At 73.3% G+C, this 22,172-nt stretch carries 13 protein-coding genes; 11 read left to right on the top strand and 2 right to left on the bottom strand.

What is annotated here, in order from left to right; translation table 11 throughout:
- Positions 1-71 precede the first annotated feature (71 nt).
- From WMF19_RS45830 to WMF19_RS45820, 3 genes are all read left to right on the top strand, one after another.
- Complete coding sequence (locus tag WMF19_RS45830; RefSeq protein ID WP_437896115.1) at positions 72-3,764, top strand: response regulator; 3,693 nt, start codon at positions 72-74, stop codon at positions 3,762-3,764.
- Positions 3,765-3,887: 123 nt separating this feature from the next.
- Positions 3,888-6,197, top strand: a complete 2,310-nt coding sequence (locus WMF19_RS45825) for a sulfatase-like hydrolase/transferase (protein ID WP_437896114.1) — start codon at positions 3,888-3,890, stop codon at positions 6,195-6,197.
- 355 nt (positions 6,198-6,552) lie between these two features.
- Positions 6,553-7,314 (top strand): hemerythrin domain-containing protein, encoded by a 762-nt coding sequence (locus tag WMF19_RS45820; protein WP_437896113.1) that lies wholly within the window; start codon positions 6,553-6,555, stop codon positions 7,312-7,314.
- A gap of 36 nt (positions 7,315-7,350) precedes the next feature.
- On the opposite strand, the gene WMF19_RS45815 is transcribed toward WMF19_RS45820, so the two are convergent.
- Positions 7,351-8,208 (bottom strand): SOS response-associated peptidase, encoded by an 858-nt coding sequence (locus WMF19_RS45815; RefSeq protein WP_437896112.1) that lies wholly within the window; start codon positions 8,206-8,208, stop codon positions 7,351-7,353.
- 61 nt (positions 8,209-8,269) lie between these two features.
- On the opposite strand from WMF19_RS45815, the gene acnA reads away from it, so the two are divergent.
- The 5 genes from acnA to WMF19_RS45790 all read left to right on the top strand — a co-directional run bounded on the left by acnA (position 8,270) and on the right by WMF19_RS45790 (position 16,362).
- Positions 8,270-11,023, top strand: a complete 2,754-nt coding sequence (gene acnA / locus WMF19_RS45810) for an aconitate hydratase AcnA (RefSeq protein WP_437896111.1) — start codon at positions 8,270-8,272, stop codon at positions 11,021-11,023.
- A gap of 128 nt (positions 11,024-11,151) precedes the next feature.
- Positions 11,152-12,453: a serine--tRNA ligase gene (serS, locus tag WMF19_RS45805; protein ID WP_437896110.1), complete on the top strand. Its 1,302-nt coding sequence runs from the start codon at positions 11,152-11,154 to the stop codon at positions 12,451-12,453.
- 5 nt (positions 12,454-12,458) lie between these two features.
- A complete protein-coding gene (locus WMF19_RS45800) occupies positions 12,459-14,714 on the top strand; it encodes an ATP-binding protein (protein WP_437896109.1) in 2,256 nt (751 codons plus the stop codon).
- A gap of 20 nt (positions 14,715-14,734) precedes the next feature.
- Positions 14,735-15,763, top strand: coding sequence for a hypothetical protein (locus tag WMF19_RS45795; protein ID WP_437896108.1), 1,029 nt, complete (start codon positions 14,735-14,737; stop codon positions 15,761-15,763).
- Positions 15,764-15,912: 149 nt separating this feature from the next.
- Positions 15,913-16,362, top strand: a complete 450-nt coding sequence (locus WMF19_RS45790) for a universal stress protein (RefSeq protein WP_437896107.1) — start codon at positions 15,913-15,915, stop codon at positions 16,360-16,362.
- A gap of 16 nt (positions 16,363-16,378) precedes the next feature.
- Here the strand turns inward: WMF19_RS45790 and WMF19_RS45785 are convergent, their stop codons facing one another.
- Complete coding sequence (locus WMF19_RS45785) at positions 16,379-16,924, bottom strand: chalcone isomerase family protein (protein ID WP_437325880.1); 546 nt, start codon at positions 16,922-16,924, stop codon at positions 16,379-16,381.
- 394 nt (positions 16,925-17,318) lie between these two features.
- Between WMF19_RS45785 and WMF19_RS45780 the strand changes: the two genes are divergently transcribed.
- From WMF19_RS45780 to WMF19_RS45770, 3 genes are all read left to right on the top strand, one after another.
- Positions 17,319-18,857: a vWA domain-containing protein gene (locus WMF19_RS45780; RefSeq protein ID WP_437896106.1), complete on the top strand. Its 1,539-nt coding sequence runs from the start codon at positions 17,319-17,321 to the stop codon at positions 18,855-18,857.
- Positions 18,858-19,318: 461 nt separating this feature from the next.
- Positions 19,319-20,515, top strand: coding sequence for an aminotransferase class V-fold PLP-dependent enzyme (locus WMF19_RS45775; protein WP_437896105.1), 1,197 nt, complete (start codon positions 19,319-19,321; stop codon positions 20,513-20,515).
- Between the two features lie 746 nt (positions 20,516-21,261).
- Positions 21,262-22,086: a hypothetical protein gene (locus WMF19_RS45770; protein ID WP_437896104.1), complete on the top strand. Its 825-nt coding sequence runs from the start codon at positions 21,262-21,264 to the stop codon at positions 22,084-22,086.
- The last annotated feature ends 86 nt before the right edge of the window (positions 22,087-22,172 follow it).

Genomic DNA, 22,172 nt, shown 5'->3' with positions numbered 1-22,172 from the left:
GATCGCCGAGAAGTTCGGGTGTCCGATCCTCCTGTGATACGGGACCGCCAATGGGCGTAGGATCGAGGGCAGTGGAGCACGCGGGGCCGCGCAGCAATGCAGCGAGCGAGTCTCGGCACGAGCGGCTGGGCGGAGCGCGCGCCGAGTTCGTGGCGAACCTGGGTCGCCGCGTGGCGGAGCTCCGCGAGATGGTCCGGCGGATCGAGGCAGACGGAGATGCGCCGCGGCTCGTCGAGGAGCTGAAGCGGCGCCTGCACTCGCTCGGCGCGGGGGCGCGCCTCCTGCGCTTCGCGCGCGTCGCCGAGCGGCTCGCCGAAGGGGAGTCGCAGCTCGCCGCCGCGAACGGCGCGCGGCTCAGCGGCGAGGCCGCGGCGGCCCTGCGGAAGCTGCTCGAGGAGCTGCCCGCCCTGGCCTGGGGGCAGTCGGCCATGGGCGAGCAGGCGCCGGCGCCGCGCGCCGCCGCGCCGCTCGAGCAGGCGTCGGCGCCGCCCCGCGCGCGCGCTGCCGCGGATCCGCCGAACGCACGCGGCGCCGGCGCGCGGCCGGAAGCCACGGGCGCGGCCGCGGCCAAGGGCCAGGCCACGACGTGGATCGCGGGCGTGAGCAACGGCCGCGCGCTCGCCCCCGAGCCGCTCTCGCTCGACGATGAAGAGGAAGCCCGCGCGTCCTCGACGCGCGGCGTGGAGCAGGCGCCCCCCGCCGAGGCGCCGGAGGCCGCGTCGGCCGTTTCGATCGACGCGCCGATCACGGTCCTCGTCGTGGGCGCCGCGCCGCTCGCCGAGGCGCTCGACGCGGCGAGCGCCGACGTCGGGCCGTCGTTCGAGGTGGAGCGGACCGACGACGTGGAGACGGCGATCGATCTCGCGCGGGCCTTCGCGCCGGATCTGGTGCTGCTCGACGCGGACATGCCGGGCGCGCGCGGGCTCGCGGAGGCGCTGGCCGCCGATCCGCTGACCGACCTGGTCCCCGTCGTCGCCGTCGGCCGCTTCGCGCGGCCGGAGGACGCGGCTCCGTACCTGGCGCTCGGCGCCGCGCGCGCGCTGCCGAAGCCCGTGTCGCCGGACGCGCTCCGGCGCGCCGCCGCGGAAGCAGCGGCGGCCTGCGTGCGCGCTGAAGCCTCGCGCGCCGTGCGCGGGCCGTTCGGGGCCGTCAGCCTCGAGGAGCTCGGCGCGCGCCTCGCCGCGGAGCTGCGCCGCGGCCTCTGCGACGCCGCCGAGCCGAGGAGCCGCGGGGCGCACGTGGATCTCGGCGACGGCGCGGAGGTCCTCGCGGCGCTCTGGGGCGCGGTGGCGCGCATCCGCGATCTCGTGACGATCCGCTCGCAGGGCGGCGTGCGGTTCTCGCCGAACGGGCCGGAGGGCGCGCTGCCGCTCGCCCCGTGGATGATCGCGCCGAGCACGCCCGAGGGCGAGCGCTCGCGGCTGCACAGCGAGATCCGCGCGAAGTCGCCGGCGCGCACGATCAGCGCGTCGCTCGCGTCGCTCGCGTCGAGCGCGGTGCCCGACGACGCGGCGCTCGACGCCCTCGACATCGTGGTGGCGGACGACGATCCGGCGGTGACGTGGTTCCTCGCCGGCGTGCTCCGGGCCGCGGGCGCGAACGTGCACGAGGCGCACGACGGCGCGCGGGCGCTCGACCTCGCGTACCAGACGACGCCGGACCTGGTCGTGAGCGACGTGCTGATGCCGCGGCTCGACGGCTTCGCCCTCTGCCGTGCGCTCAAGCGCGACGTCGCGCTGCGCGACGTGCCGGTCATCCTGCTCTCCTGGAAGGAGGACCTGCTCCAGCGGCTCCGCGAGCTCGGCGCCCAGGCCGACGGCTACCTCCGCAAGGAGGAGAGCGCGACGGCGTTCGTGCAGCGGGTGCACGAGGTCCTGCGGGGCAGGCGGCGCGTCGCGGAGCGCATCGCGACGGGCGGAGAGGTCCGCGGGCGGCTCGACGGCATGACGACGCGGACGCTGCTGTCGCTCTCGTGCGCGCACCGGCCCGACGCGCTCGTGTCGGTCCGGGACGCCGCGTTCCTGTACGAGGTGCTGCTCAAGGACGGCCGCCCCGCCGGCGCGACGCGGACGGCGCAGGACGGGACGTTCCACCGCGGCCCCTCGGTGCTCGCGGCGCTCCTCGGCGTCGGCTCCGGCCGCTTCGTCGTGGCGCCCGCGCCGGAGAGCGAGCTCGCCGCGCCGCCGCGCCCCGGGTTCGAGGGGACGCTCGCGGAGCAGCTCCTGCCCGCGATCGCGGCGGCCCGGGCCGCCCAGCGGCTGTTCCACGGGCCGCCGTTGATGCAGGTCGAGCGCGTCGTCCTCGACCTGGAGGGGATGGGCGCGACCGCCGACGCGACGCCCGAGCCGGCGCGCTCGCTCCTGAGGGCGCTCGCCCGGGGGACTTCGCCGCGATCGGTCATCACCTCGGGGGAGTTCGCCGCGAGCCTCGTCGAGGACGTGCTGAACGACGTCGCGGCGCGCGGCGGCGTGCGTCGGGTGATCGGCCGCGAGGGAGACGACCTGCTCGCCCCCGCCGTGGCCTACGAGGAGGAGACGCTCCGCGGCGTGCGGCGCCTCCCGGAGCGGGCCGCCCCGATCGTGGCGCTGCCGGCGGAGCTCGCCGGCGACGTCGCCGCAGCGTCGTCGCGCGCGTCGAACGAGCTCACCGACGACCAGCTCACGGTGGTGCCCGGCTCGGTGGCGCCGAGATCGGCCATGCCGGCGCGCGGCTCGGCGGCGCCGAGCTCGGCGGTGTCGGGGCCGGGCTCGGCCATGTCTATCCCCGTGCTGTCCGTGGACGGCGAGGACGAGGACACGGCGTTCGCGAGCGCGGGCGAGGAGGAGGCGAGCGCGCTCGCCAGCGCGCTGGTCAGCGCGCGGGTTCCGAGCGATCTCGCCGAGGTTCGAGGTGATGTGGTCAGCGTGCGCGCGGCGCGGAGCCCCCAGGTGGAGGCCGCTGTGCTGGCGGGCGTGACGCCGGCCGTGCCGGGCGTGGCGCCCGCGCCCCGCAGGCCGGAGGCCACGCTGCCCGCGCTGGAGTACCCGAAGCCCGAGCGGCTGCTGACGCTGGGCTCGCTCCCGCCGCCGCCCGTCGTCGAGGCGCCGGCGCCCGCGGCGCTCAAGATCCCCGCGGCGCCGCCCGCCGCGCGGCTCGCAGCCCCCGCCCCGGCGCCCGCCGTCGACGAGTCGCCCACGCCGCGCCGCGTGCGCCGGCCGTCGGCCTACGTGCCGACGCCGCAGCCGCCCGCCCGCGACAACCGCACGACGATGTGGGTCCTCTTCGCGGTGGCGGCGTTCGTCTTCGCGGTGGCCGCGCGGTTGTCGCGCGATCACGAGCTGCAGGGCGCCTCGCCGCCCCCAGAGCAGCCGGGCCCGGCAGCCGCAGAGCCCGCGACAGCTGCCCCGGCCGGCGCTGCCGTGCCTGCCGCCGTCGGCTCGTCGAGCGTGGTCGCGGCGGCGGTCGCCGCCACGCCGGCCGCGGCTGCCGCCGGGCCGATCGGCGAGACGACGGCCAACCCGGTGCTCCCCGAGACGCTGCCGCTGGCCGCCGAGCACAAGGTGCCCGAGGGGCAGGGCATGCTGGAGGTGATCGCCGGCGCGGGCGACACGCTCTTCGTCGATGGCCGGAAGGTCGGCACCGGCAGCGTCAAGCTGCCGCTCGCGCCCAAGGACGGCGCCTACGAGATCCGGGCGAAGCTCCGGGACGAGGAGCGGGTGCGGTTCGCGGTCGTCAAGGCCGGCCGCCTCACCCGGCTCCGCGTCGCGCCGCCGTGGCGCCGCTGAGCGCGCCGCGAGCGCTCCTCCAGGCAATCGAGCAGGCAATCGAGGAGCCCGCGCTCGCCCCGGGGTGCCCAGCCACAGGCAGGGGACCCCGCTCGTGGTAGAGGACGCCCCGTGCGCGCCCGCGTGATCCGAACCCGCCGTTCCGCTTCTGCTTCCGCTTCCGCGCTCACGCTCGTCTCCGCCGCGGCCGCGCTCCTCTCCGGTTGCACCGGGTGCGAGTCGTCGACCCGGGATCTGCCTTCCGGCGCCCCGGCCACGGCGTCCGCGAGCCCGCAGGCGGCGCCTCCGCCGCCGGCGCGCGACGTCGTACACCTCATCGACGAGCTGCCCAGCTGCGATCTCGAGCACCGCGGGCTCCTGTTCGATACCGGCGCGAACGCGCTCATCGGCCGCTTCGCGTGGCAAGGGACCGTGCCCACCGGCATCCAGGCGGTCGAGCACGATGGATCGACCTGGGCGCGGATCTCGGAGCGGCAGATCAAGCTCACGTTCGTCCTGCCGTCCGCGAGCCCCATCTTCGTGTCCGCCCGGGCCGTCGGGCTCACCTCCAAGTACGCCACCGTCTCCCTGGACGATCAGCTCCTCGGAACGCTCCGCCTCCAGCGCGACCAGATCCGGATCGCCTCGACCCCGACCACCACGCTCCCCGCCGATCCCGGCCTGCACACCCTCACGCTCCAGTTCTCCGGCCGGCTCCGCCAGGGGGAGTCGTTCGCCGACGTCGACTGGGTGCGCGTGGGCATCCCCGACGAGGACCCGGCCACGTACGGCCCCCCGACCCTGCGGGACGTCGTGGCACCCGCCGCCGCCCTGTCGGGCGTCCCCCACCGGTCCATCGCGCTGCGCGCGCCGGGCGCGGTCCGCTGCGCCTTTCGCCCTTCCAGGGTGACCCGCCTCCGCACCGCCATCGGCGCGCTGGGCTCAGGAGAAGGCGACGCCGAGATCCGCGTCCTCCGCGACGGCCAGGAGCCGCTCGTGATCCATCGCGTCCACGTCGAGGGCGGCGACAAGGCGGCCTGGACCGACGTCGAGCTGCCGCTCGCGCCCTTTGCCGGGTCCCTCATCTCCCTCGAGCTCCGCGCCGCCGCCGCGGCCCGCGGCGGGCGCATCCTCTTCGGCGACCCCGTCCTCGCCGGATCGCCGGAGCCTCCTCCGTCCGTGCCCGCTGCGCGCGCCGTCGTGATCGTCGCCATGAACGGGGTCGAGCGGCCCGATCTGCCCCCCTGGAGCGGTCGTCCGGAGCCGCACCTCGCCACGCTCTCGGAGCTCGCGACGTCGGCGACGACGTTCGATCACCACCGGGGGCCGAGCACGGTCGTGTCCGCCGTGGCCGCGTCGCTGCTCACCGGCCTTCCGCCGCCGGCCCATACCGTCGCCGACACCGGGGCCCGCCTCCCTGCCCATGTCACCACCATCGGCGCCATCGCGAGCGACAGCAGCATCCGCACCGGGTTCTTCACCGGCGTCCCCACCACCTTCCGGGCGTTCGGCTTCGGGCCCGGCTGGTCCCGGGTCCTCGAGCATCCCCCGACGAGCGGCGAGCCAGCCACCACCCCGATCGACGCCGCCGCCGCCTGGATCAGCGAGACCGTCCGTCAGGACGCTTCCAACCGCCTCCTCGCGTTCGTCCACGCGCGCGGCGGCCATCCGCCCTGGGAGGTCAGCCCGAAGGAGCTGAACGCCCTCAAGCCCGCCGATTACGCCGGCCCCGTCGAGCCGCGACGCGCCGCTCAGGTGCTGGCCAGGCTGAGGAGCCGGCGGCGCGATGTGCTCAGCCCCGAGGATCGCGACAGGATCCGCGACCTCTTCTCCATCGCCCTTGCCGGCCAGGACCGCGCCCTCGGCAACCTCATCGGGACCCTCAAGGCCGCTGGCCTGTGGGACGACACCCTCTTCATCGTGACAGGCGATCTGGCCAGCGGGCGCTCCGACGCCGCGCTCTACGGCGAGGGCATGGACCTCCAGGAGCCCGTCCTGACGCTCCCGCTTTATGTCCACTTTCCCGGTGATCTGTACGCCGGCCAGCGCGTCGCTGCCCCGACCGAGATCATCGACGTGGCGCGCACGGCGATCGCCGCCCTCGGCCTGTCGTTCGCCCGCAAGCCGCTCGGGAAGGATCTGGCGGCGGTCGCCTCCGGCCTCGAGGGCGTCGAGCGCGGCCCCCAGATCGCCGCCCTCGGCGATCGTTACTCCACCCGCTGGGGCAACCTCGTGCTTTCGGGTCGACTCGGCGTTCCCCCCTTTCTCTGTGACCTCGACGTGGACCCGACCTGCGCCTTCAACCGTCGCGAGGTGATGCCCCTCGCCACCGTGTCGCTCTTCCGGCGCACCGTGACGTTCGACCTGTCCGTGCGCGCGCCCGCGGCGCAACGGGAGCCGGCCACGATCGACGCGGAAACGGCGGCCGTGCTCAACGTATGGGGCGCGAACTGAGGCGCGCGCGATCGACGTAGGCCCGCGCCTGCGAGCCGGGGAGAGCCCGCTGACGGCGCCCGGCGGCGCGCCGGCGCCCTGCGCGGGCGAAGGCGTCCGCGACATCGCGCAGGCCGCGCGCGATCACGCTCCAGCGTTGCCATGACGCCTCGCTGCGGGGCAGCACGCCCCGCGTCGCGCGCGCCGCGACGCCCCCGCGCGGGTTGGCCGATCGACGTACGCCCGCGCCCGCGCGTGCGCGTCGTGCGCTCGCTTCGCGCGCGGAAGGCGCCTGGCATGCTTCGCGCAAACCCCGCAGACCGCACAGGCCAAGCGCCTCGACGGCGCTTCATCATTCCGTGAGAGGAGTCCCCGCATGAAGGCGACCGACCTATTGAAGGAGCATCACCAGGAAGTCGAAGAGCTCTTCGAGCGCATGTCGCAGGCTGACAACGACGAGATCAGCGCGCTCCGCGACGAGCTCGTGGCGACCCTCGTGAGCCACACGGCCATCGAGGAGGAGCTCTTCTATCCCGAGAGCCGGGAGGCGCTCGGCGCCTCCCCCCTGATCACGACCTCGTACGAGGAGCACGCGCTCGTCGACGTCATGTTGCAGAAATTGCTCAGCACCGAGCCGGGTGACGAAACCTTTCACGCCAGGCTCGGCGTGCTGAAGGAGCTCGTGCAGCACCACGTCGAGGAAGAGGAGAAGGAGCTCTTCCCCCAGGTCGAGAGCGCCATGGGCGCCGAGCGCCTCGAGGAGCTCGGCAGCCGCCTGGCGATGCGCTTCGGCCAGGTGCGCGAGAGCGACGTCGAGGCGCTCCTCGCTCGGAACGTCGCGAAGAGCATGCCCGCCGCCGGCCGCCGCGCGCGCGCAGCGAAGCCGCAGGCGCGCAAGGCGGCGGCCAAGCGTCCACCCGCGAAGCGCGCGCCGAAGCGCGCGTCGACGCAGCGCGCCGAGCCGGCGCGGGGCGCGCAGAAGGGGCGCCGCACCGCCGCGACCGGACGGAAGAAGACAGCGGCCACGGCGCCCACGAAGACCGGGCGAGCCGCGCCCGCGCGCAAGGCGAGCCGGCCGGCGAAGACCAGCCGCACGGGCCGCAAGGGCGGTCGCGCGAGCAGCGCCTCCGCGCGCTGACCGTCACGAGCGCACATCAACGCACGTTGCCGCAGATCAGCGGCGCGAGGTCCGGCCGGAGGGGACGGCGGGCCTCGCGCCGCCATCGAGATCGAACAGCGGAAGCGTGCCGCCGGCCTTCGGGGCAGCGGCCTTCGGAGAAGCGGCCTTCGGGGCGGTCTCCGCCGCGAGCTCCTGCAGCAGGGCGGGGTCGTCGTGGGCGACCGAGTTGACCCGCGGCGAGACGGCGCGCGCCGCGAGGGCGCCGCGAGGCGCCGGCCGGAGCAGCGCCTCGGCCCGATCCGCGTCCGCGCCGTCACCGAGGCCGAGCCAGAGGTCCACGTCCCCGGGGCCCAGCAGGACCGGCATCCGGTCGTGGATCGGCGCGACGTCGGCGTTCGCCTCGGTGGTCAGGAGCGTGAAACGGAGGTCGGGCTCCCCCGTGTCGGCGTCTTTCGCCGGCTGGTAAAGCCCCGCCAGGTGGAGCAGCCCGCCCTCCGCGGGGTGGAACCAGGTGGGCCGCCGCGCGCCCTTGGGCCCGGTCCACTCGTAGAAGCCGTCCGCCGGCACCACACAGCGGCGCGCCGCGAACGCCTCGCGGAACGTCGGCTTCGCCCGCGCGCTCTCCGCCCGCGCGTTCGCCAGGAGCGAAGGCCCGGCGCCGCCGCTCGCGAATCGACCCAGGAAACCCCAGGTCGCCGCCACCAGCGCGCGCCGGCCGTCCCGAGCGCGCAGCACCGGGTGGACGGTCGCAGGTGCGATGTTGAAACGAGGCCGAAACCTTGCCGCTATCTCCGGATCAGCGGCAATCGACCGAGCCGGACCGCCACCTGCTCGGCCCGCGCCAGAGGACGACTCGAGCAGCGCGATGAGGGTCGCAAAGTCCGGAACGGCGAGGGTGAAACGCGCGCACATAACACTAGATTAGCGGCTTCGGGGCGCCTACAAGGGCGCTCCGGACGTTGGAGGAGGCCGCATGGTCGACAGCTTTGGCACCAAGAGCACGCTGACGGTTCAAGCCGAAACATACACCTATTACAAGCTCACCTCGCTGGCGCAAGGCGGCGCGTCGATCGACAAGCTCCCCTTCTCGCTCCGCATCCTCCTGGAGAACCTCCTCCGCCACGAGGACGGGCGCGTCGTGCGCAAGGACCACGTGGAGGCCGTCCTCAACTGGGACCCGAAGGCCCGCCCCTCGCAGGAGATCGCCTTCCACCCCGCGCGCGTGCTGCTCCAGGACTTCACCGGCGTCCCCGCCGTTGTCGATCTCGCCGCCATGCGCGAGGCGCTCGCGAAGCTCGGCGGCGACTCGCTCAAGATCAACCCGCTCCAGCCCGTCGATCTCGTGATCGACCACTCGGTCCAGGTCGACCGATTTGCGTCCTCGACGGCCGTGAAGGTGAACGCGGCGCTCGAGTTCGAGCGCAACGAGGAGCGCTACGCGTTCCTCCGATGGGGGGCGCAGGCGTTCACGAACTTCCGCGTGGTGCCGCCCGACCAGGGCATCTGCCACCAGATCAACCTGGAGTACCTCGCGGGCGCCGTCATGCGGCAGGGCACGCTGGTCTACCCGGATACGCTCGTCGGCACCGACTCGCACACAACGATGATCAACGGGCTCGGCGTCGTCGGCTGGGGCGTCGGAGGCATCGAGGCCGAGGCGGCGATGCTCGGCCAGCCGCTCTCGATGCTCATCCCCGAGGTCGTGGGCTTCAAGCTCCACGGCAGCCTGCCCGAGGGCGCGACCGCGACCGATCTCGTCCTCACGGTGACGCAGATGCTGCGGCAGAAGAAGGTGGTCGGGAAATTCGTGGAGTTCTACGGCCCCGGCCTGAGCGCGCTCTCGCTCCCGGACCGCGCCACGATCGCCAACATGGCGCCCGAGTACGGCGCCACGATCGGTTTCTTCCCCGTCGACGACGAGACGATCGCGTACCTGCGCTTCACCGGCCGGCCCGCGCAGCTCGTCGCGCTCGTCGAGGCCTACTACAAGGAGCAGGGGCTGTTCCGCACGGACAGCACCCCGGACCCCGTCTTCAGCGACACCCTCTCGCTCGACCTCGGCGACGTGGTGCCGTCGATCGCCGGCCCGAAGCGGCCGCAGGACCGCGTCCCGCTGCGCGACGCGAAGCGCGCCTTCCGCGCCTCGCTCCAGGGCATGCTCGAGAAGGAGTTCGCCGGGGCCGACGCGCCCGCGGTCAAGGCGTTCCTCGAGGAGGGAGCCGGCAACGCCGCCGCGCGCGTCCCCGCGCTCGAGAAGATCATGCGCCCCGCGGAGATCACCGAGGGCGACACGCGCTACACGCTGCGCCACGGCTCGGTCGTGATCGCCGCGATCACGTCCTGCACCAACACGTCGAACCCGGCGGTCATGCTGGGCGCGGGCCTGCTCGCGAAGAAGGCCGTCGAGCGCGGGCTCACGGTGAAGCCGTGGGTGAAGACGTCGCTCGCCCCCGGGTCGAAGGTCGTCACCGACTACCTGCGCCAGGCGGGGCTCCTGCCGTACCTCGAGGCGCTCGGCTTCCACATGGTCGGCTACGGCTGCACGACCTGCATCGGCAACTCCGGGCCGCTGCCGGACGTGATCGGCGACACGATCCGCAACAACGATCTCGTCGTGGCGAGCGTCCTGTCGGGCAACCGCAACTTCGAGGGCCGCATCAACCAGCACGTGCGGATGAACTTCCTCGCCTCTCCGCCGCTCGTCGTCGCGTACGCGCTGCGCGGCGACGTCGACGCCGACCTCTTCAAGGAGCCGGTCGGCACGGATCGCAACGGCGAGCCGGTGTACCTCAAGGACATCTGGCCGAGCTCGGCCGAGGTCAACGAGGCGATCCGGACGGCCGTGCGGCCCGAGCAGTTCCAGGTGCAGTACGAGAACGTCTTCGCCGGCGACGAGGAGTGGCAGAAGCTCGCGGTCCCGGGCGGCCAGACGTTCGTGTGGGACGAGGGCTCGACCTACGTGCGCAGGCCGCCGTTCTTCGAGGGCCTGTCGAAGGATCCGGCGCCGCTCACCGACATCCGGGGCGCGCGCGTGCTCGCGCTGCTCGGCGACTCGGTGACGACCGACCACATCTCCCCGGCCGGCAACATCGCCAAGAACAGCCCCGCCGCGAAGTACCTGGTCGAGCACGGCGTCGCGCCCGCCGACTTCAACTCGTACGGCGCCCGCCGCGGCAACCACGAGGTGATGATGCGCGGCACGTTCGCGAACATCCGCCTCAAGAACGCCCTGCGCCCCGGCGAGGAAGGCGGGATCACGGTGCACCTGCCCGACGGCGAGAAGACCACGATCTACGACGCGGCCATGCAGTACAAGGACGAGGGCGTGCCGCTGCTCGTGATCGCCGGCGCCGAGTACGGCACCGGGTCGTCGCGCGACTGGGCGGCCAAGGGGACCAAGCTGCTCGGCGTGCGCGCGGTCATCGCGAAGAGCTTCGAGCGCATCCACCGGTCGAACCTGGTCGGCATGGGCGTGCTTCCGCTCGAGTTCGCGCCGGGCGAGGACGCGTCCACCCTCGGGCTCACCGGGCGCGAGGTGTTCGAGATCGACGGCATCTCGGACAACCTCACGCCGGGCAAGAAGCTCAACGTCGTCGCGACCGGGGAAGGCGGGGCGAAGAAGACGTTCACCGTCACCGCGCGCATCGATACGCCGAACGAGGTCGACTACTACCAGCACGGCGGCATCCTCCAGTTCGTGCTGCGCAGCCTGGGCGCCAGCGCCTAGCGCCTCCTGCCACGCCGCTCCTCGCCGCCAGGCCGCCAGCCTGCGGCGAGGAGCGGGCCCATCTTTGAATGCGGAGCGGCGCGTCGCGGCTGCTGACGCGCGTGCAGGCTTCGGCTAAACCCTGGGGTATGCTCGATCCTCGCTACGTCGCGGAGCACCTCGATGAGGTGCGCGCGGCGCTCGCTCTTCGCTCGCCCGCCGCCGCCGCCAGCCTCGGAGACGACTTCGCCTCCACGGTCAGCGCGAGGCGCTCCAACATCCAGGAGCTCGAGCGGTGGCAGGCGGAGCGCAACGCGGCGAACGACGCGATGGCGCGCCTCGACAAGAAATCGCCGGAGTTCGCGCAGAAGCGCGACGAGCTGAAGGCGCTGTCGACGCGGATCAAGGAGGCCGAGCAGGTCGTCTCCGAGCTCGAGAAGCGGATGACCGAGCTGCTCTCCATGGTGCCCAACCTGCCTGACCCGTCGGTGCCCGTGGGCGCGGGGGAGGAAGGCAACGTGGTCGTCCGGACGTGGGGCGAGAAGCCGAGCTTCTCGTTCGCGCCGAAGTCGCACTGGGACATCGGCACGGCCCTCGGCCTCCTCGACTTCGAGCGCGCGGCGAAGCTCTCGGGGGCGCGCTTCACCGTCCTGATGGGCGCGGCCGCCCGCCTCGAGCGGGCGCTGATCTCGTTCATGCTCGACCTGCACACGCGCGAGCACGGCTACCTCGAGGTGCTGCCGCCCTTCCTCGTCAAGGACACGGCGCTGTTCGGCACGGGCAACCTGCCCAAGTTCGCCGAGGACCTGTTCAAGACGCAGAAGAGCGACCCGGAGAGGGCGTACGACCTGTACCTCATCCCGACGGCCGAGGTCCCTGTCACGAACCTCCACGCTGACGAGATCCTGGACGGCGCGTCGCTCCCGATCGCGTACACCGCCTACACGCCGTGCTTCCGCAGCGAGGCGGGCAGCCACGGGCGCGACGTCCGCGGTCTCATCCGGCAGCACCAGTTCGACAAGGTCGAGCTCGTACGGTTCTCGGCGCCGGAAGACTCCGCCCGCCAGCACGAGCTGCTCACCGCGCACGCCGAGGAGGTCCTGAAGCGGCTCGGCCTGCACTACCGGGTCTCGGCGCTCTGCACCGGCGATCTCGGCTTCGGCTCGCAGAAGACGTACGATCTCGAGGTGTGGCTGCCCGGCCAGGGGGTGTACCGCGAGATCTCGAGCTGCTCGAACTTCGGCGACTTCCAGGCGCGCCGCGCCCAGATCCGCTACCGGCCCGAGCCGAAGGCGAAGCCGCGCCTGGTCCACACGATGAACGGGTCGGCGCTCGCGGTGGGGCGGACGGTCATCGCGATCCTCGAGCAGTACCAGCAGGCGGACGGCACGGTGGTCGTGCCGGAGCCGCTCCGGGCGTTCATGGGCTGCGAGGTCCTCCGCGGCAGGTAACGGCGATGGCAGCGGACGAGGAAGCCAAGCGTGAGCTTCCGGAGGCGCGGAGCGCGCGCAACGGAGGGGACGGCGAGCGGCGCTCGCAGATCCCGGAGTCGTGGGGCGCGCGCGGCGGAGGGGACGGCGAGCGGCGCTCGCAGGTCCCGGACTCGCTGGGCGCGCGCGGCGGGGGGGACGGCGAGCGGCGCTCGCAGGTCCCGGACTCGCTGGGCGCGCGCGGCGGGGGGGACGGCGAGCGGCGCTCGCAGATCCACGGGCCGCCGACCAACGCGGAGACGTCGATGGCGCTCGCGCGCCGGCGGCTGCTGGACCTCTGCAAGCGGCACAAGGACGAGCTCATCGACGACTGGATCGAGAACGTGCTGGCGCTGCCGCCGGAGCGGGGCCGGTACACCGATCGGCCCGTGGGCGAGGTCACGGAGAACGTGCGCTCCTGGCTCGCCGCGTTCACCAGGATCCTCGAGGACGGCAGCGAGACGCTGCTCGACGAGTTCATCACGCACCTCGTCGAGCAGCGCTACGCGACCGGGTACTCGATCAGCGGTCCCCTGATCGCCGCGTCCGAGTTCCGCACCGCGGTCGCGGGCGTGCTCGACACGACGCACGACGACGCCGAGGGGGACGGCTCGTCCTCGATCGACGTGCTCCGCGCCGTCGACGCGCTGCTGCTCCAGTTCGAGCACCGCTTCGCCGAGGCGTACGCCCAGCGCTCGCTGTTCGCCTCCGAGGAGCGCTACCGCGAGATCGTCGAGCTCTCGTCCGACGTCCTCGCGACGATCGACCAGGAGGGCATGCTGACGCGGCTGAACGTGCGGTTCGAGGCGCTCTTCGGGCACTCGCGGCAGGCGTGGATCGGCCGGCCGATCACCGCGCTCGCGGTCGCGGCGGACGTGCCGGCCCTGCGCACGCTCGTGCTGTCGGCGTCCCGGGCCGAGGCGCCGCGGGAGGGCACCATCCGCTGCGGGACGCGCGCCGGCCTGACCAAGGTGATGACGGTCCGGATCACGCGGCTCTACGGCGAGGACGCCTCGCTCGCGCTCATGCGCGACGTCACCGAGGAGGTCGCGCGCCGCGCGCAGATCCTCCACAGCGAGAAGCTCTCCTCGATCGGCCAGGTCGCGGCGAGCGTCGCGCACGAGCTCAACAACCCCATGGCGTGGGTGATGGCGAACCTCGAGCAGATCCGGAGCGGGGCGCACAAGCTCGTCTCGGCGGCGCGCCCGGTCGCCTCGGGCTCGTACGAGGACCTGCTGCGCGCCATCGACCTCATCGATCGCTCGTGCCACGAGGCGCTCGCCGGCGTCGAGCGGATGCGGGACATCGTGACGGACCTCAACCTCTTCTCGAGCAGCAGCGAGCGCAAGCCCGAGCGGGTCGATCTCGTCGACGTGATCGAGCTCGCGCTGCGCATGACGGGCCCGCAGCTCAGCCAGCTCTGCCGCATCGAGCGCAGCTACGGCGAGATGCCGCCGTTCGTCGGCTATCCGGGCAAGCTCTCGCAGGTGTTCGTGAACCTGTTCATCAACGCGGCGCAGGCGATGCCGAAGCGCCCGCGCGACGAGAACATGGTGCGCGTGACGACGCGCTTCGACGCCGGCGTCCACCACGTCGAGGTGGAGGACAACGCGCGCGGGATGACCCCGGAGGTCGTCGAGCGGATCTTCGACCCGTTCTTCACGACGAAGGAAGAGAGCGCGCGCCCGGGCATCGGGCTCTGGGTGTCGCGCAACATCGTCGAGGAGCAGCACGGCACGATGACGGTGTCGAGCACGCCCGGCGTCGGCACCGTCTTCACGATCCGCCTGACCGGCCTCAACCCCACGGATCTGCCCGCGCCGCGGCCGCCGCCGGAGCCGCCGCGCGCGTCGTCGCGCGGGACGATCCTGTTCGTCGACGACGAGCCGATGCTGCTCAACGCCTTCGCGCGCGCGTTCGAGGAGCGGCACGAGGTGCTCGTGGCGAAGAGCGGCCACGAGGCGCTCGACCTCCTGCGGGACCGCGGCGGCCGGATCGACGCGATCGTCTGCGATCTCCTGATGCCGCAGATGAGCGGGATGGCCCTGTACGACGAGATCGGCGAGCGGTTCCCGCAGCTCTTGCCGAAGATGGCCTTCATGTCGGGCGGCGCCTTCACGCCGAGCGCGCGCGAGTTCGTGGAGCGGGTGGACAACCCGAAGATCGCGAAGCCGATCTCGCTCGACGATCTGGAGCGGGTGATCGGCGATCTTCTCAGCGGCGGGTCGAAGCGGGGGCACTAGGCTGGAGGAGCGGGGGCTCGATGGCGCGCGCGAAGGCGAGGACGATCCGGGAGCGGGCGAACCACGCGCGTTACCGGCCGGGGCAGCGGGGCGGCTTCTACGAGAGCTTCTTCCAGCGCGCGAACCACCCGACGCGCCCGCTCGCCTTCTGGATCCGGTACACGCTGTTCAGCCCGGCCGGGAAGCCCGAGGCCGCGGAGGGTGAGCTCTGGGCGGTCTACTTCGACGGCGAGTCGGGGCGCCACGTGGTCGCCAAGCGCGAGGTCCCGTTCGCCGGGCGTTGCTCCTTCGCCCGCGACAGCCTGTCGGTCGCCATCGACGGCGCCCGCCTGAGCCTCGGCAGGCTCACCGGCGCGGCGGGCGAGGGGGAGGACGCCATCACCTGGGACCTCGCGTACGAGGGCGGCGGGGAGCCTCTCCTGCTGCTCCCCGCGGCCCTCTACGGCGCCCCGCTGCCGAAGGCGAAGGCGCTGGTCGGCGCGCCGATGGCCGTCTACAGCGGCCTCCTCCGCGTCGCCGGGCGCGGGGTGGACGTCTCGGGCTGGGTGGGCAGCCAGAACCACAACTGGGGGACGAAGCACACGGACCTGTACGCCTGGGGGCAGGTCGCCGGGTTCGACAGCCACCCGGACAGCTTCCTCGAGGTCGCCACGGCCCGACTGAAGGTCGGACCGTTCTGGACGCCGAACATGACGCCGCTGGTCCTCCGGCACCGCGGCGAGGAGATCGCGCTCACCTCGCTCGTCCAGTCGGTCCGCGCCGACGCCTCGTTCGACTACTTCACCTGGCGCTTCCGGACGGAGACCGATCGGCTGAGCGTCGAGGGGCAGATCTCCGGGTCCGCCGGCGATTTCGTCGGCCTGGCCTACAGGAACCCTCCCGGCGGCGTGAAGCACTGCCTGAACACCAAGATCGGGGCCTGCACCGTCACCCTGCGGCGGAAGAGCCTGGGCCGTGAGGTGGGGATCGAGACCCTGACGACGGCGCGGCGCGCGGCGTTCGAGATCCTCACGGACGACCGAGGCCATGGCGTGACGATCCGGGCCTGATCCACGCTGGACGCACGTCCTCCGTGCTCGGCGCAGGCGGCCGGGCCGGCGCGAAGGCGCGGGGCGCCGCCGCCGAGCGATGCGCTGCGCGTCCGGCGCCAGGTCGGCTAAAGAAGGTGCGGTACGTCACCGCACGAAAGGCGGACGCCATGAGTCTCAAGCACCCCCGGACCATCCTCGTTGCACTGGACAGCTCCCCCAAGGCGTCGCTCGTCCTCGCGGAGGGCGTCGACCTCGCGCAGAAGCTCGGCGGCAAGCTCGTGCTCGTGCGCGGGATCGGGCTTCACCACAGCCTGCCCGCGGAAGCGCTGAACGAGTCGCCGACCCGCGTCCCCGAGATCCTGGAGCGGAGCGACCGCGAGGAGCTCTCGCAGCTCGCGCGCGACGTGCCGCCCGAGCTCCTCGCGAAGGTCGTGATCCACGTCGGCGTCGCCTGGGAGGTCATCTGCCGGACGGCCGACGAGGAGAACGCGGATCTCATCGTCATCGGGTCGCACGGCTACTCGGGCATCGACAAGGTGCTCGGCACGACGGCGGCGAAGGTCGTGAACCACACGAACCGGTCGGTGCTCGTGGTGCGCGACAGGCCGTCGGACTGACGGGGCCTCGCCTGCCTCAGCGGAGCCTGGCGATGAGGGCGTCGCTCAGCGTGGGCTGATCGATCTTGCCCAGCCAGATCCGCCAGGTGGCCTTCATGAAATCGACGCCTGCCACGGTCGCCGTCCCGCCGCCGGCGACCGTGACGGTGGTCGTCTTCGCGCGCGGGTCGTACGCGATGGTGACCTCTGCTCCCGCCTTGAGGTCTCCCTTGAACGCCGCCACGAACCTCTCGATCTTCGGCGTGTCCGTGTATCGGTTCAACGCATAGGCGTCCCGCAGCGCCTTGACGATGCTCGCGCGGTCGACGTCGCGGAGCATCGTCCAGACGAACTTCTTCCCCGTGTCCATGTCGATGACAGCCTCCTTGGACTTGGTGGCAGGGAGCTGCTCCATGTAATGGCTGATCCGATAGACATCGATGTCGACCACGCCGATGGTCCTCACGCGGACGCCCGTGCCGGTGAGCGTGTAGCCCGGCAAAGCAAGGAGGCTCCCGACAGCGAGGAAGACCGCCGCGAACGCGGCGAGGAGAGCTGGAGTTTTGCTGCGCGCGAGTTGCATCGGATCGACCTCCTCCGGCATCGCCGCTCCGTGCGGCGCATCGTGTCTCGGCGCCGCGCTCCGGCGATCGCCTGTCGATGGTCGTGAATGAGCAAGACCTGAACCATCGACAGAGGGACGTTGGGAGTCGCGGATCTCGTGAGATCTCGAGATGTGCCCTGGAGTCAGGCAGGGACGACCCATGGATGTGTGCTCGGAGGGGGCTCCGGGCGCGGAGCGGCGGCGTTCCGCCGGTGCGAGGGCCGGCGGTGGTGCTGCCGGCGCGGGCTCTCCCGGAGATCTTTTTTCGGCCCGGTCCGTAGAAGCCGCGCGCTGCGGGGTCCGGGAGATCGCGGCGGAGGGACGCGGTCCCCCCGTGGGCCGCGCCATGGCTTGCGGCGGAAGGAGCTTCTCGATGCGGACGATGCTCGCTGGATTGCTGATGGGATGGGCGGCTCTGGGCTGCACGGCCAGCGCGGCGGCGCCTCCGGGCACGAGCGCCGCGGCGGTGGCGGCCGCGTCGGGCGCAGCGGCGCGGGAGGACGCGACGAAGGGGGAGGAGGCGAAGCGGGTCGCCGTGGCCGTGGCCCCGACGGAGTCGGCCGAGCCCTCCGCGGCGGCGGCCGAGGCGCCGTCGTCCCGCCCGGAGCCGCGGCCTTCGGGGAACCAGGGCGTGTGGATCGGCGCCGCGGGCGCGAGCGACTTCGTGCTGCCGGGGAGGCGCGAGACGCAGCTCGGCGTGTGGATCGATGTCCCGGCGGCGCGCGCGGCCCGCGGACAGCAGCGCGCGCCGGCGGCGGTCGTGCTGCTGGTGGACGCCTCCGGCTCGATGCAAGGCCCCAAGATGGAGAACGCGCGCGCGGCCGCGCAGGCGTTCGTCGACAGGCTCCCCGACGGCGACCTCGTCTCGGTCGCGTCGTTCGCCGACACCGCGCAGGCGCGCGTCTCGCCCACCGTGCTCGGCCCGTCGACGCGCCCCGCGGTGGCGCGCGCCATCGCCGCGCTCGGCCCTGACGGCAGCACCAACCTCTTCGCTGGCCTCCAGCTCGCGGAGCAGCACGCGCTCGCCGCGCCGTCGACGCGCGCTGTCCGGCGCGTGGTGCTCATCTCGGACGGCCAGGCGAACATCGGGCCTTCCTCTCCCGACATCCTCGGAGCGCTCGCCCAGCGCGGCGCCGCGCACGGGGTGCAGGTCACGTCGATCGGGGTGGGGGCCGACTACGACGAGCGCACGCTCAACGCGCTCGCCATCGGCTCCAGCGGCCGGCTGTACCACCTAACCGAGGCGCGCGAGATGTCCTCTGTCCTCGAGCGCGAGCTCGCCCTGCTCCAGACGACGGCGGCGACGGGCGCGTTCGTCGAGATCGTCCCGGCGCCCGGCGTGGAGCTGCTCGACGTCCCCAACGAGCGCACCGAGCGCTCCGGGGACGCGCTCCGGGTGCTGCTCGGCACGATGTTCGGCGGGCAGCACCGCGAGATGCTCGTGCGGGCTCGGGTCACCGCGCCGGCGGCCGGCTCGCACCCGCTGGCGAGCGTGCGGCTCCACTTCCGCGACGCCGAGAGCGGCAACCTCCCGCGCGTGCAGGAGGTGGTCGCCAGCTACGATGTGACGAGCGATCCGGCCCTCGTCGCCGCGCACCAGAACGAGAAGACCCAGACGATCGCCGCGGTGATGGAGGCGGGCATGATGCAGCTCGACGCGGCCCAGGAGGTGAGCGCGGGCAACTTCGGCGCGGCCGAGGCGAAGCTCGCGGCAGCGGAGGACCGGCTCCGGCAGCAGGCGGCGCGCGCCCGGTCGGACAAGGAGAAGGAGCGCGCCGTCCAGGCGGCCTCGGCGGTCGCGAGCGCGCGGAAGACCGCGCGCGCGGCCGCGGCGGCCCCGCCCACGCCCGCGGCGCGGCGCATGGAGGCGCTCGAGATGAACAGCGCCTCCCCGGTCTGGTCGGGCCGCTGATCCGGCGCCGCCGCCGAGGCGCGTCGCTGGCGCCTGCCTGTCGCCGCTGGCGGCTTCCCGTCGCTGCTCCCTGCCCGTCGCCACTGGCGGTTTCCCGTCGCTGCTCCCTGCCTGTCGCCGCTGGCGGCTTCCCGTCGCTGCTCCTTGCCCGTTCGTGACAAGCCGTCATGAGCTGGCAGGTGCGGTGTCCATCATGAGCTGGCAGGTGCGGTGTCCATCATGGGACCGAAGATGCGATGTCCGTCGTGGGACGGCCGGACGCGATGTCCATCATGGACGGGTTGACCGGCTCTGCATGGCCGCCGGCATCCGGTCATGGTTGATCCATGATTCAACATTGACGGTACAGTCCATCATGGATTGGAAGCTGCACCTCGCGTGCCCCTCGACAGGGGTCGGGGCCCGCGAGACATTGTTCCGGGCCCTCCGGCACGTCGCCTCCTCGGGGCCCGCTCCTCGCCATGAACCCGAACGTTTTCCCGGAGTCGCGCGCCGCCGCCGTGCGCGAGCTCTGGTCGCTCGACCCGGCCGTCACCTTCCTGAACCACGGCTCGTACGGCGCCTGCCCGCGCGCGGTGCTCGAGGCGCAGCAGCGCTACCGCGATCGGCTCGAGCGTGAGCCGGTCCGGTTCTTCCTTCGCGAGCTGGAGCCCTTGCTCGACGCGGCCCGAGGCGCGCTCGCCTCCTTCGTCGGCGCCGACCTCGACGACCTCGTGTTCGTCCCCAACGCGACCGTCGGGGTCAACACGGTGTTGCGGTCGCTCTCGCTGCGGCCCGACGACGAGCTCTGCATCACCGATCATGGGTACAACGCCTGCAACAACGCGGCCGAGGCGGTCGCGGCCCGCGCCGGTGCGCGTGTCGTGGTCGCGCCGGTGCCGTTCCCCATCGAGGCGCCCGAGCAGGTGGTCGAGGCGGTGCTCGCGCGCGTGGGGCCGCGGACGCGGCTCGTCCTCGTCGACCACGTGACGAGCCCGACGGGGCTCGTGTTCCCGGTCGCCTCGCTGATCGCCGCGCTCGCGGAGCGCGGCGTCGACGTCCTGGTCGACGGCGCGCACGCGCCCGGCATGGTGCCGCTCGATCTACGCGCCCTCGGGGCGGCCTATTACACAGGCAACTGCCACAAATGGCTCTGTTCGCCGAAGGGCGCGGCGTTCCTCCACGTGCGGCGGGACAGGCAGGGCGCGGTCCGCCCTCTCTCCATCAGCCACGGCGCCAACTCGCCGCGCACCGACAGGTCGCGCTTCCTGCTCGAGTTCGACTGGACCGGCACGGCCGATCCCAGCGCGGCGCTCTGCGTCGCGGACGCGCTCCGCGCCATGGCCGCGCTCGTGCCCGGCGGCTGGCCCGCGCTCCAGGCGCACAACCGGGCGACGGCGCTCGCCGCGCGCGACCTCCTGTGCGAGGCGCTCGGCTGCATGCCGCCGAGCCCCGACGCGATGATCGGCGCGCTCGCGACGGTGCCGCTCCCTGACGCGCCGTCGTCCCGGCTGCGCCTCGATCCGCTCCAGGACGCGCTGCTCGAGCGGTGGGGGATCGAGGTGCCGGTGTTCGCCTGGCCCGCGTCGCCCCGGCGGCACCTCCGGATCTCCGCCCAGATCTACAACGACAGGCCGCACTACGAGCGGCTCGCGGCGGCCCTCGCCGCGCTGCTGTAGCGGCGCGCGGGAGGGCCCCGCCTCGCGCTGCTGTAGCGGCGCGCGAGAGGGCCCCGCCTCGCGCCGCTGCTCCGCAGCGGGGTGCCGCGCGGCGCTCGCCTCTGCCTCCGGGTCGCCCCATGCCCGTCCCGCTGCGGGATGGCACGGGCGCTGCGGGCACGGGCGGCTGCGGGACGGCGCTGGCCGCCGGAGATGCGTCCAGCGCTCGCCCGAGCAGAGCGCGTCTGCCTGCCGAGACGATAGGATGCGCGCTCCAAGGAGACACGATGCCACGTCGAATCCTGGTCTTGTCCTCGCTTTCCTGGCTGGCGGCGACCCTCGTGGTCGCGTCGTCTGCTGCACAGCCCGCGACGCCTCGCCCGGCACCTAGCGCTGCGCCCTCCGCGTCGGCGGGAACGCCTCCGGCGCCGGTCACACCGCAGCGACCAGCGACGCCGCAGCCGCCCGCGACGCCGGCGCCGGGCGCACCGCAGCCGCCCGCGACGCCGGCGCCGGGCACACCGCAGCCGCCTGCCTCAGGCGCACCGCAGCCGCCCGCGACGCCGTTGCCCGGCGGGCCACCGCAGCCCCCGGAACCCGGCGCGCCCGGAGCGGGCACACCTGAGCCAGACGCCTCGCCGCTCGCGCCGGCAGAGGCGCAAACCGCGCCGGGAGCTGCCGGGCCGCCCTCGGACTCGGCGCCGCCGGACCGGAAGCCGGGCGGGCCGGAGGCGGGCCGCAAGGGCAGCACGCCGGCGTCCTGGGCCGTGTCCCTCTCGGACGCCGAGCTGGGGCCGCCGCCCGCGCGCGCGTCGGGAGGCGGCAGAGCGATCGACGAGGGGATCGTCCCGCTGAGCCGGCGTGGCGCGATCGGCCTGGAGACCTCCTCGTTCACCGGCGGCGACGGCGAGGTCTCCGGGCTTTCGGTCGCCCTCTTCGCCCGCATGCCGTTCGCCCCGCACACGTTCCTCGATGTCCGACTCCCGTTCGGGCTCGCGATGGCCGAGCGCACCGACGCCGTGCTCGGCAACGTGACGCTCGGCGCCCATCACGTCGCCCGCGTCGGCCGGACGTTCTGGCTCACGGTAGGCGGCGACGTCGGGCTGGCGACGCTCTCGGGCAAGACCCACGACCACGCCAGCTACGAGCCCGTCAGCGCCAGCCGGGCGTACTGGGATCTCCACGAGTACTTCCCGAGCATCCTCCCCATCCACGCGCGCCTCGGCGCCGAGGCCCACGTCGGCTCGCTGATGATCGGGCGCTTCCAGCTCGAGCCGGTGCTCTACATCCCGCTCGGCCGCAACAAGGAGTACGAGGTCGCGATCCAGCACGCCGTCGAGCTCCAGATCGGCCACGGCATCGGCGGCGGCGTGCGCGTGCAAGGGATGGCGCTGCCCACGTTCGACAACGTGAGCGTCCGGCACGCCGTCGCCCGCAATCTCTACGTCCTGGCCATCGAGCCTTTCCTCGCGATCGAGCGCAACCTCGCGTTCCTCCGGACGGGCCTGCTGCTGCCCTTGGACGAGGAGCTCGGCCCGCCGCTCGACCACACATGGGGCTTCCACTTCACCGCCGGTGTCCACGTCGACTGAGGCACGCGGCCGAGGCGCCCGGCGGCAGGCCGCGCCTGCCTGGCGGCCGAGCCCGCAGCGCACGGACCCGCCCCCCGCTCTACAGC

It is taken from the genome of Sorangium sp. So ce124, from assembly GCF_051525235.1.
GTDB lineage: Bacteria > Myxococcota_A > Polyangia > Polyangiales > Polyangiaceae > Sorangium > Sorangium atrum.
Note: the sequence above shows the minus strand (reverse complement) of the source record. Positions and strands in the feature narration are given on the sequence as shown.

Coding starts and splice junctions, on each gene's coding strand:
- WMF19_RS45820 (WP_437896113.1), top strand. CDS start 6,553: ATGAAGGCGACCGACCTATTGAAGGAGCATCACCAGGAAGTCGAAGAG.
- WMF19_RS45815 (WP_437896112.1), bottom strand. CDS start 8,208: ATGTGCGCGCGTTTCACCCTCGCCGTTCCGGACTTTGCGACCCTCATC.
- acnA (WP_437896111.1), top strand. CDS start 8,270: ATGGTCGACAGCTTTGGCACCAAGAGCACGCTGACGGTTCAAGCCGAA.
- serS (WP_437896110.1), top strand. CDS start 11,152: ATGCTCGATCCTCGCTACGTCGCGGAGCACCTCGATGAGGTGCGCGCG.
- WMF19_RS45800 (WP_437896109.1), top strand. CDS start 12,459: ATGGCAGCGGACGAGGAAGCCAAGCGTGAGCTTCCGGAGGCGCGGAGC.
- WMF19_RS45795 (WP_437896108.1), top strand. CDS start 14,735: ATGGCGCGCGCGAAGGCGAGGACGATCCGGGAGCGGGCGAACCACGCG.
- WMF19_RS45790 (WP_437896107.1), top strand. CDS start 15,913: ATGAGTCTCAAGCACCCCCGGACCATCCTCGTTGCACTGGACAGCTCC.
- WMF19_RS45785 (WP_437325880.1), bottom strand. CDS start 16,924: ATGCAACTCGCGCGCAGCAAAACTCCAGCTCTCCTCGCCGCGTTCGCG.
- WMF19_RS45780 (WP_437896106.1), top strand. CDS start 17,319: ATGCGGACGATGCTCGCTGGATTGCTGATGGGATGGGCGGCTCTGGGC.
- WMF19_RS45775 (WP_437896105.1), top strand. CDS start 19,319: ATGAACCCGAACGTTTTCCCGGAGTCGCGCGCCGCCGCCGTGCGCGAG.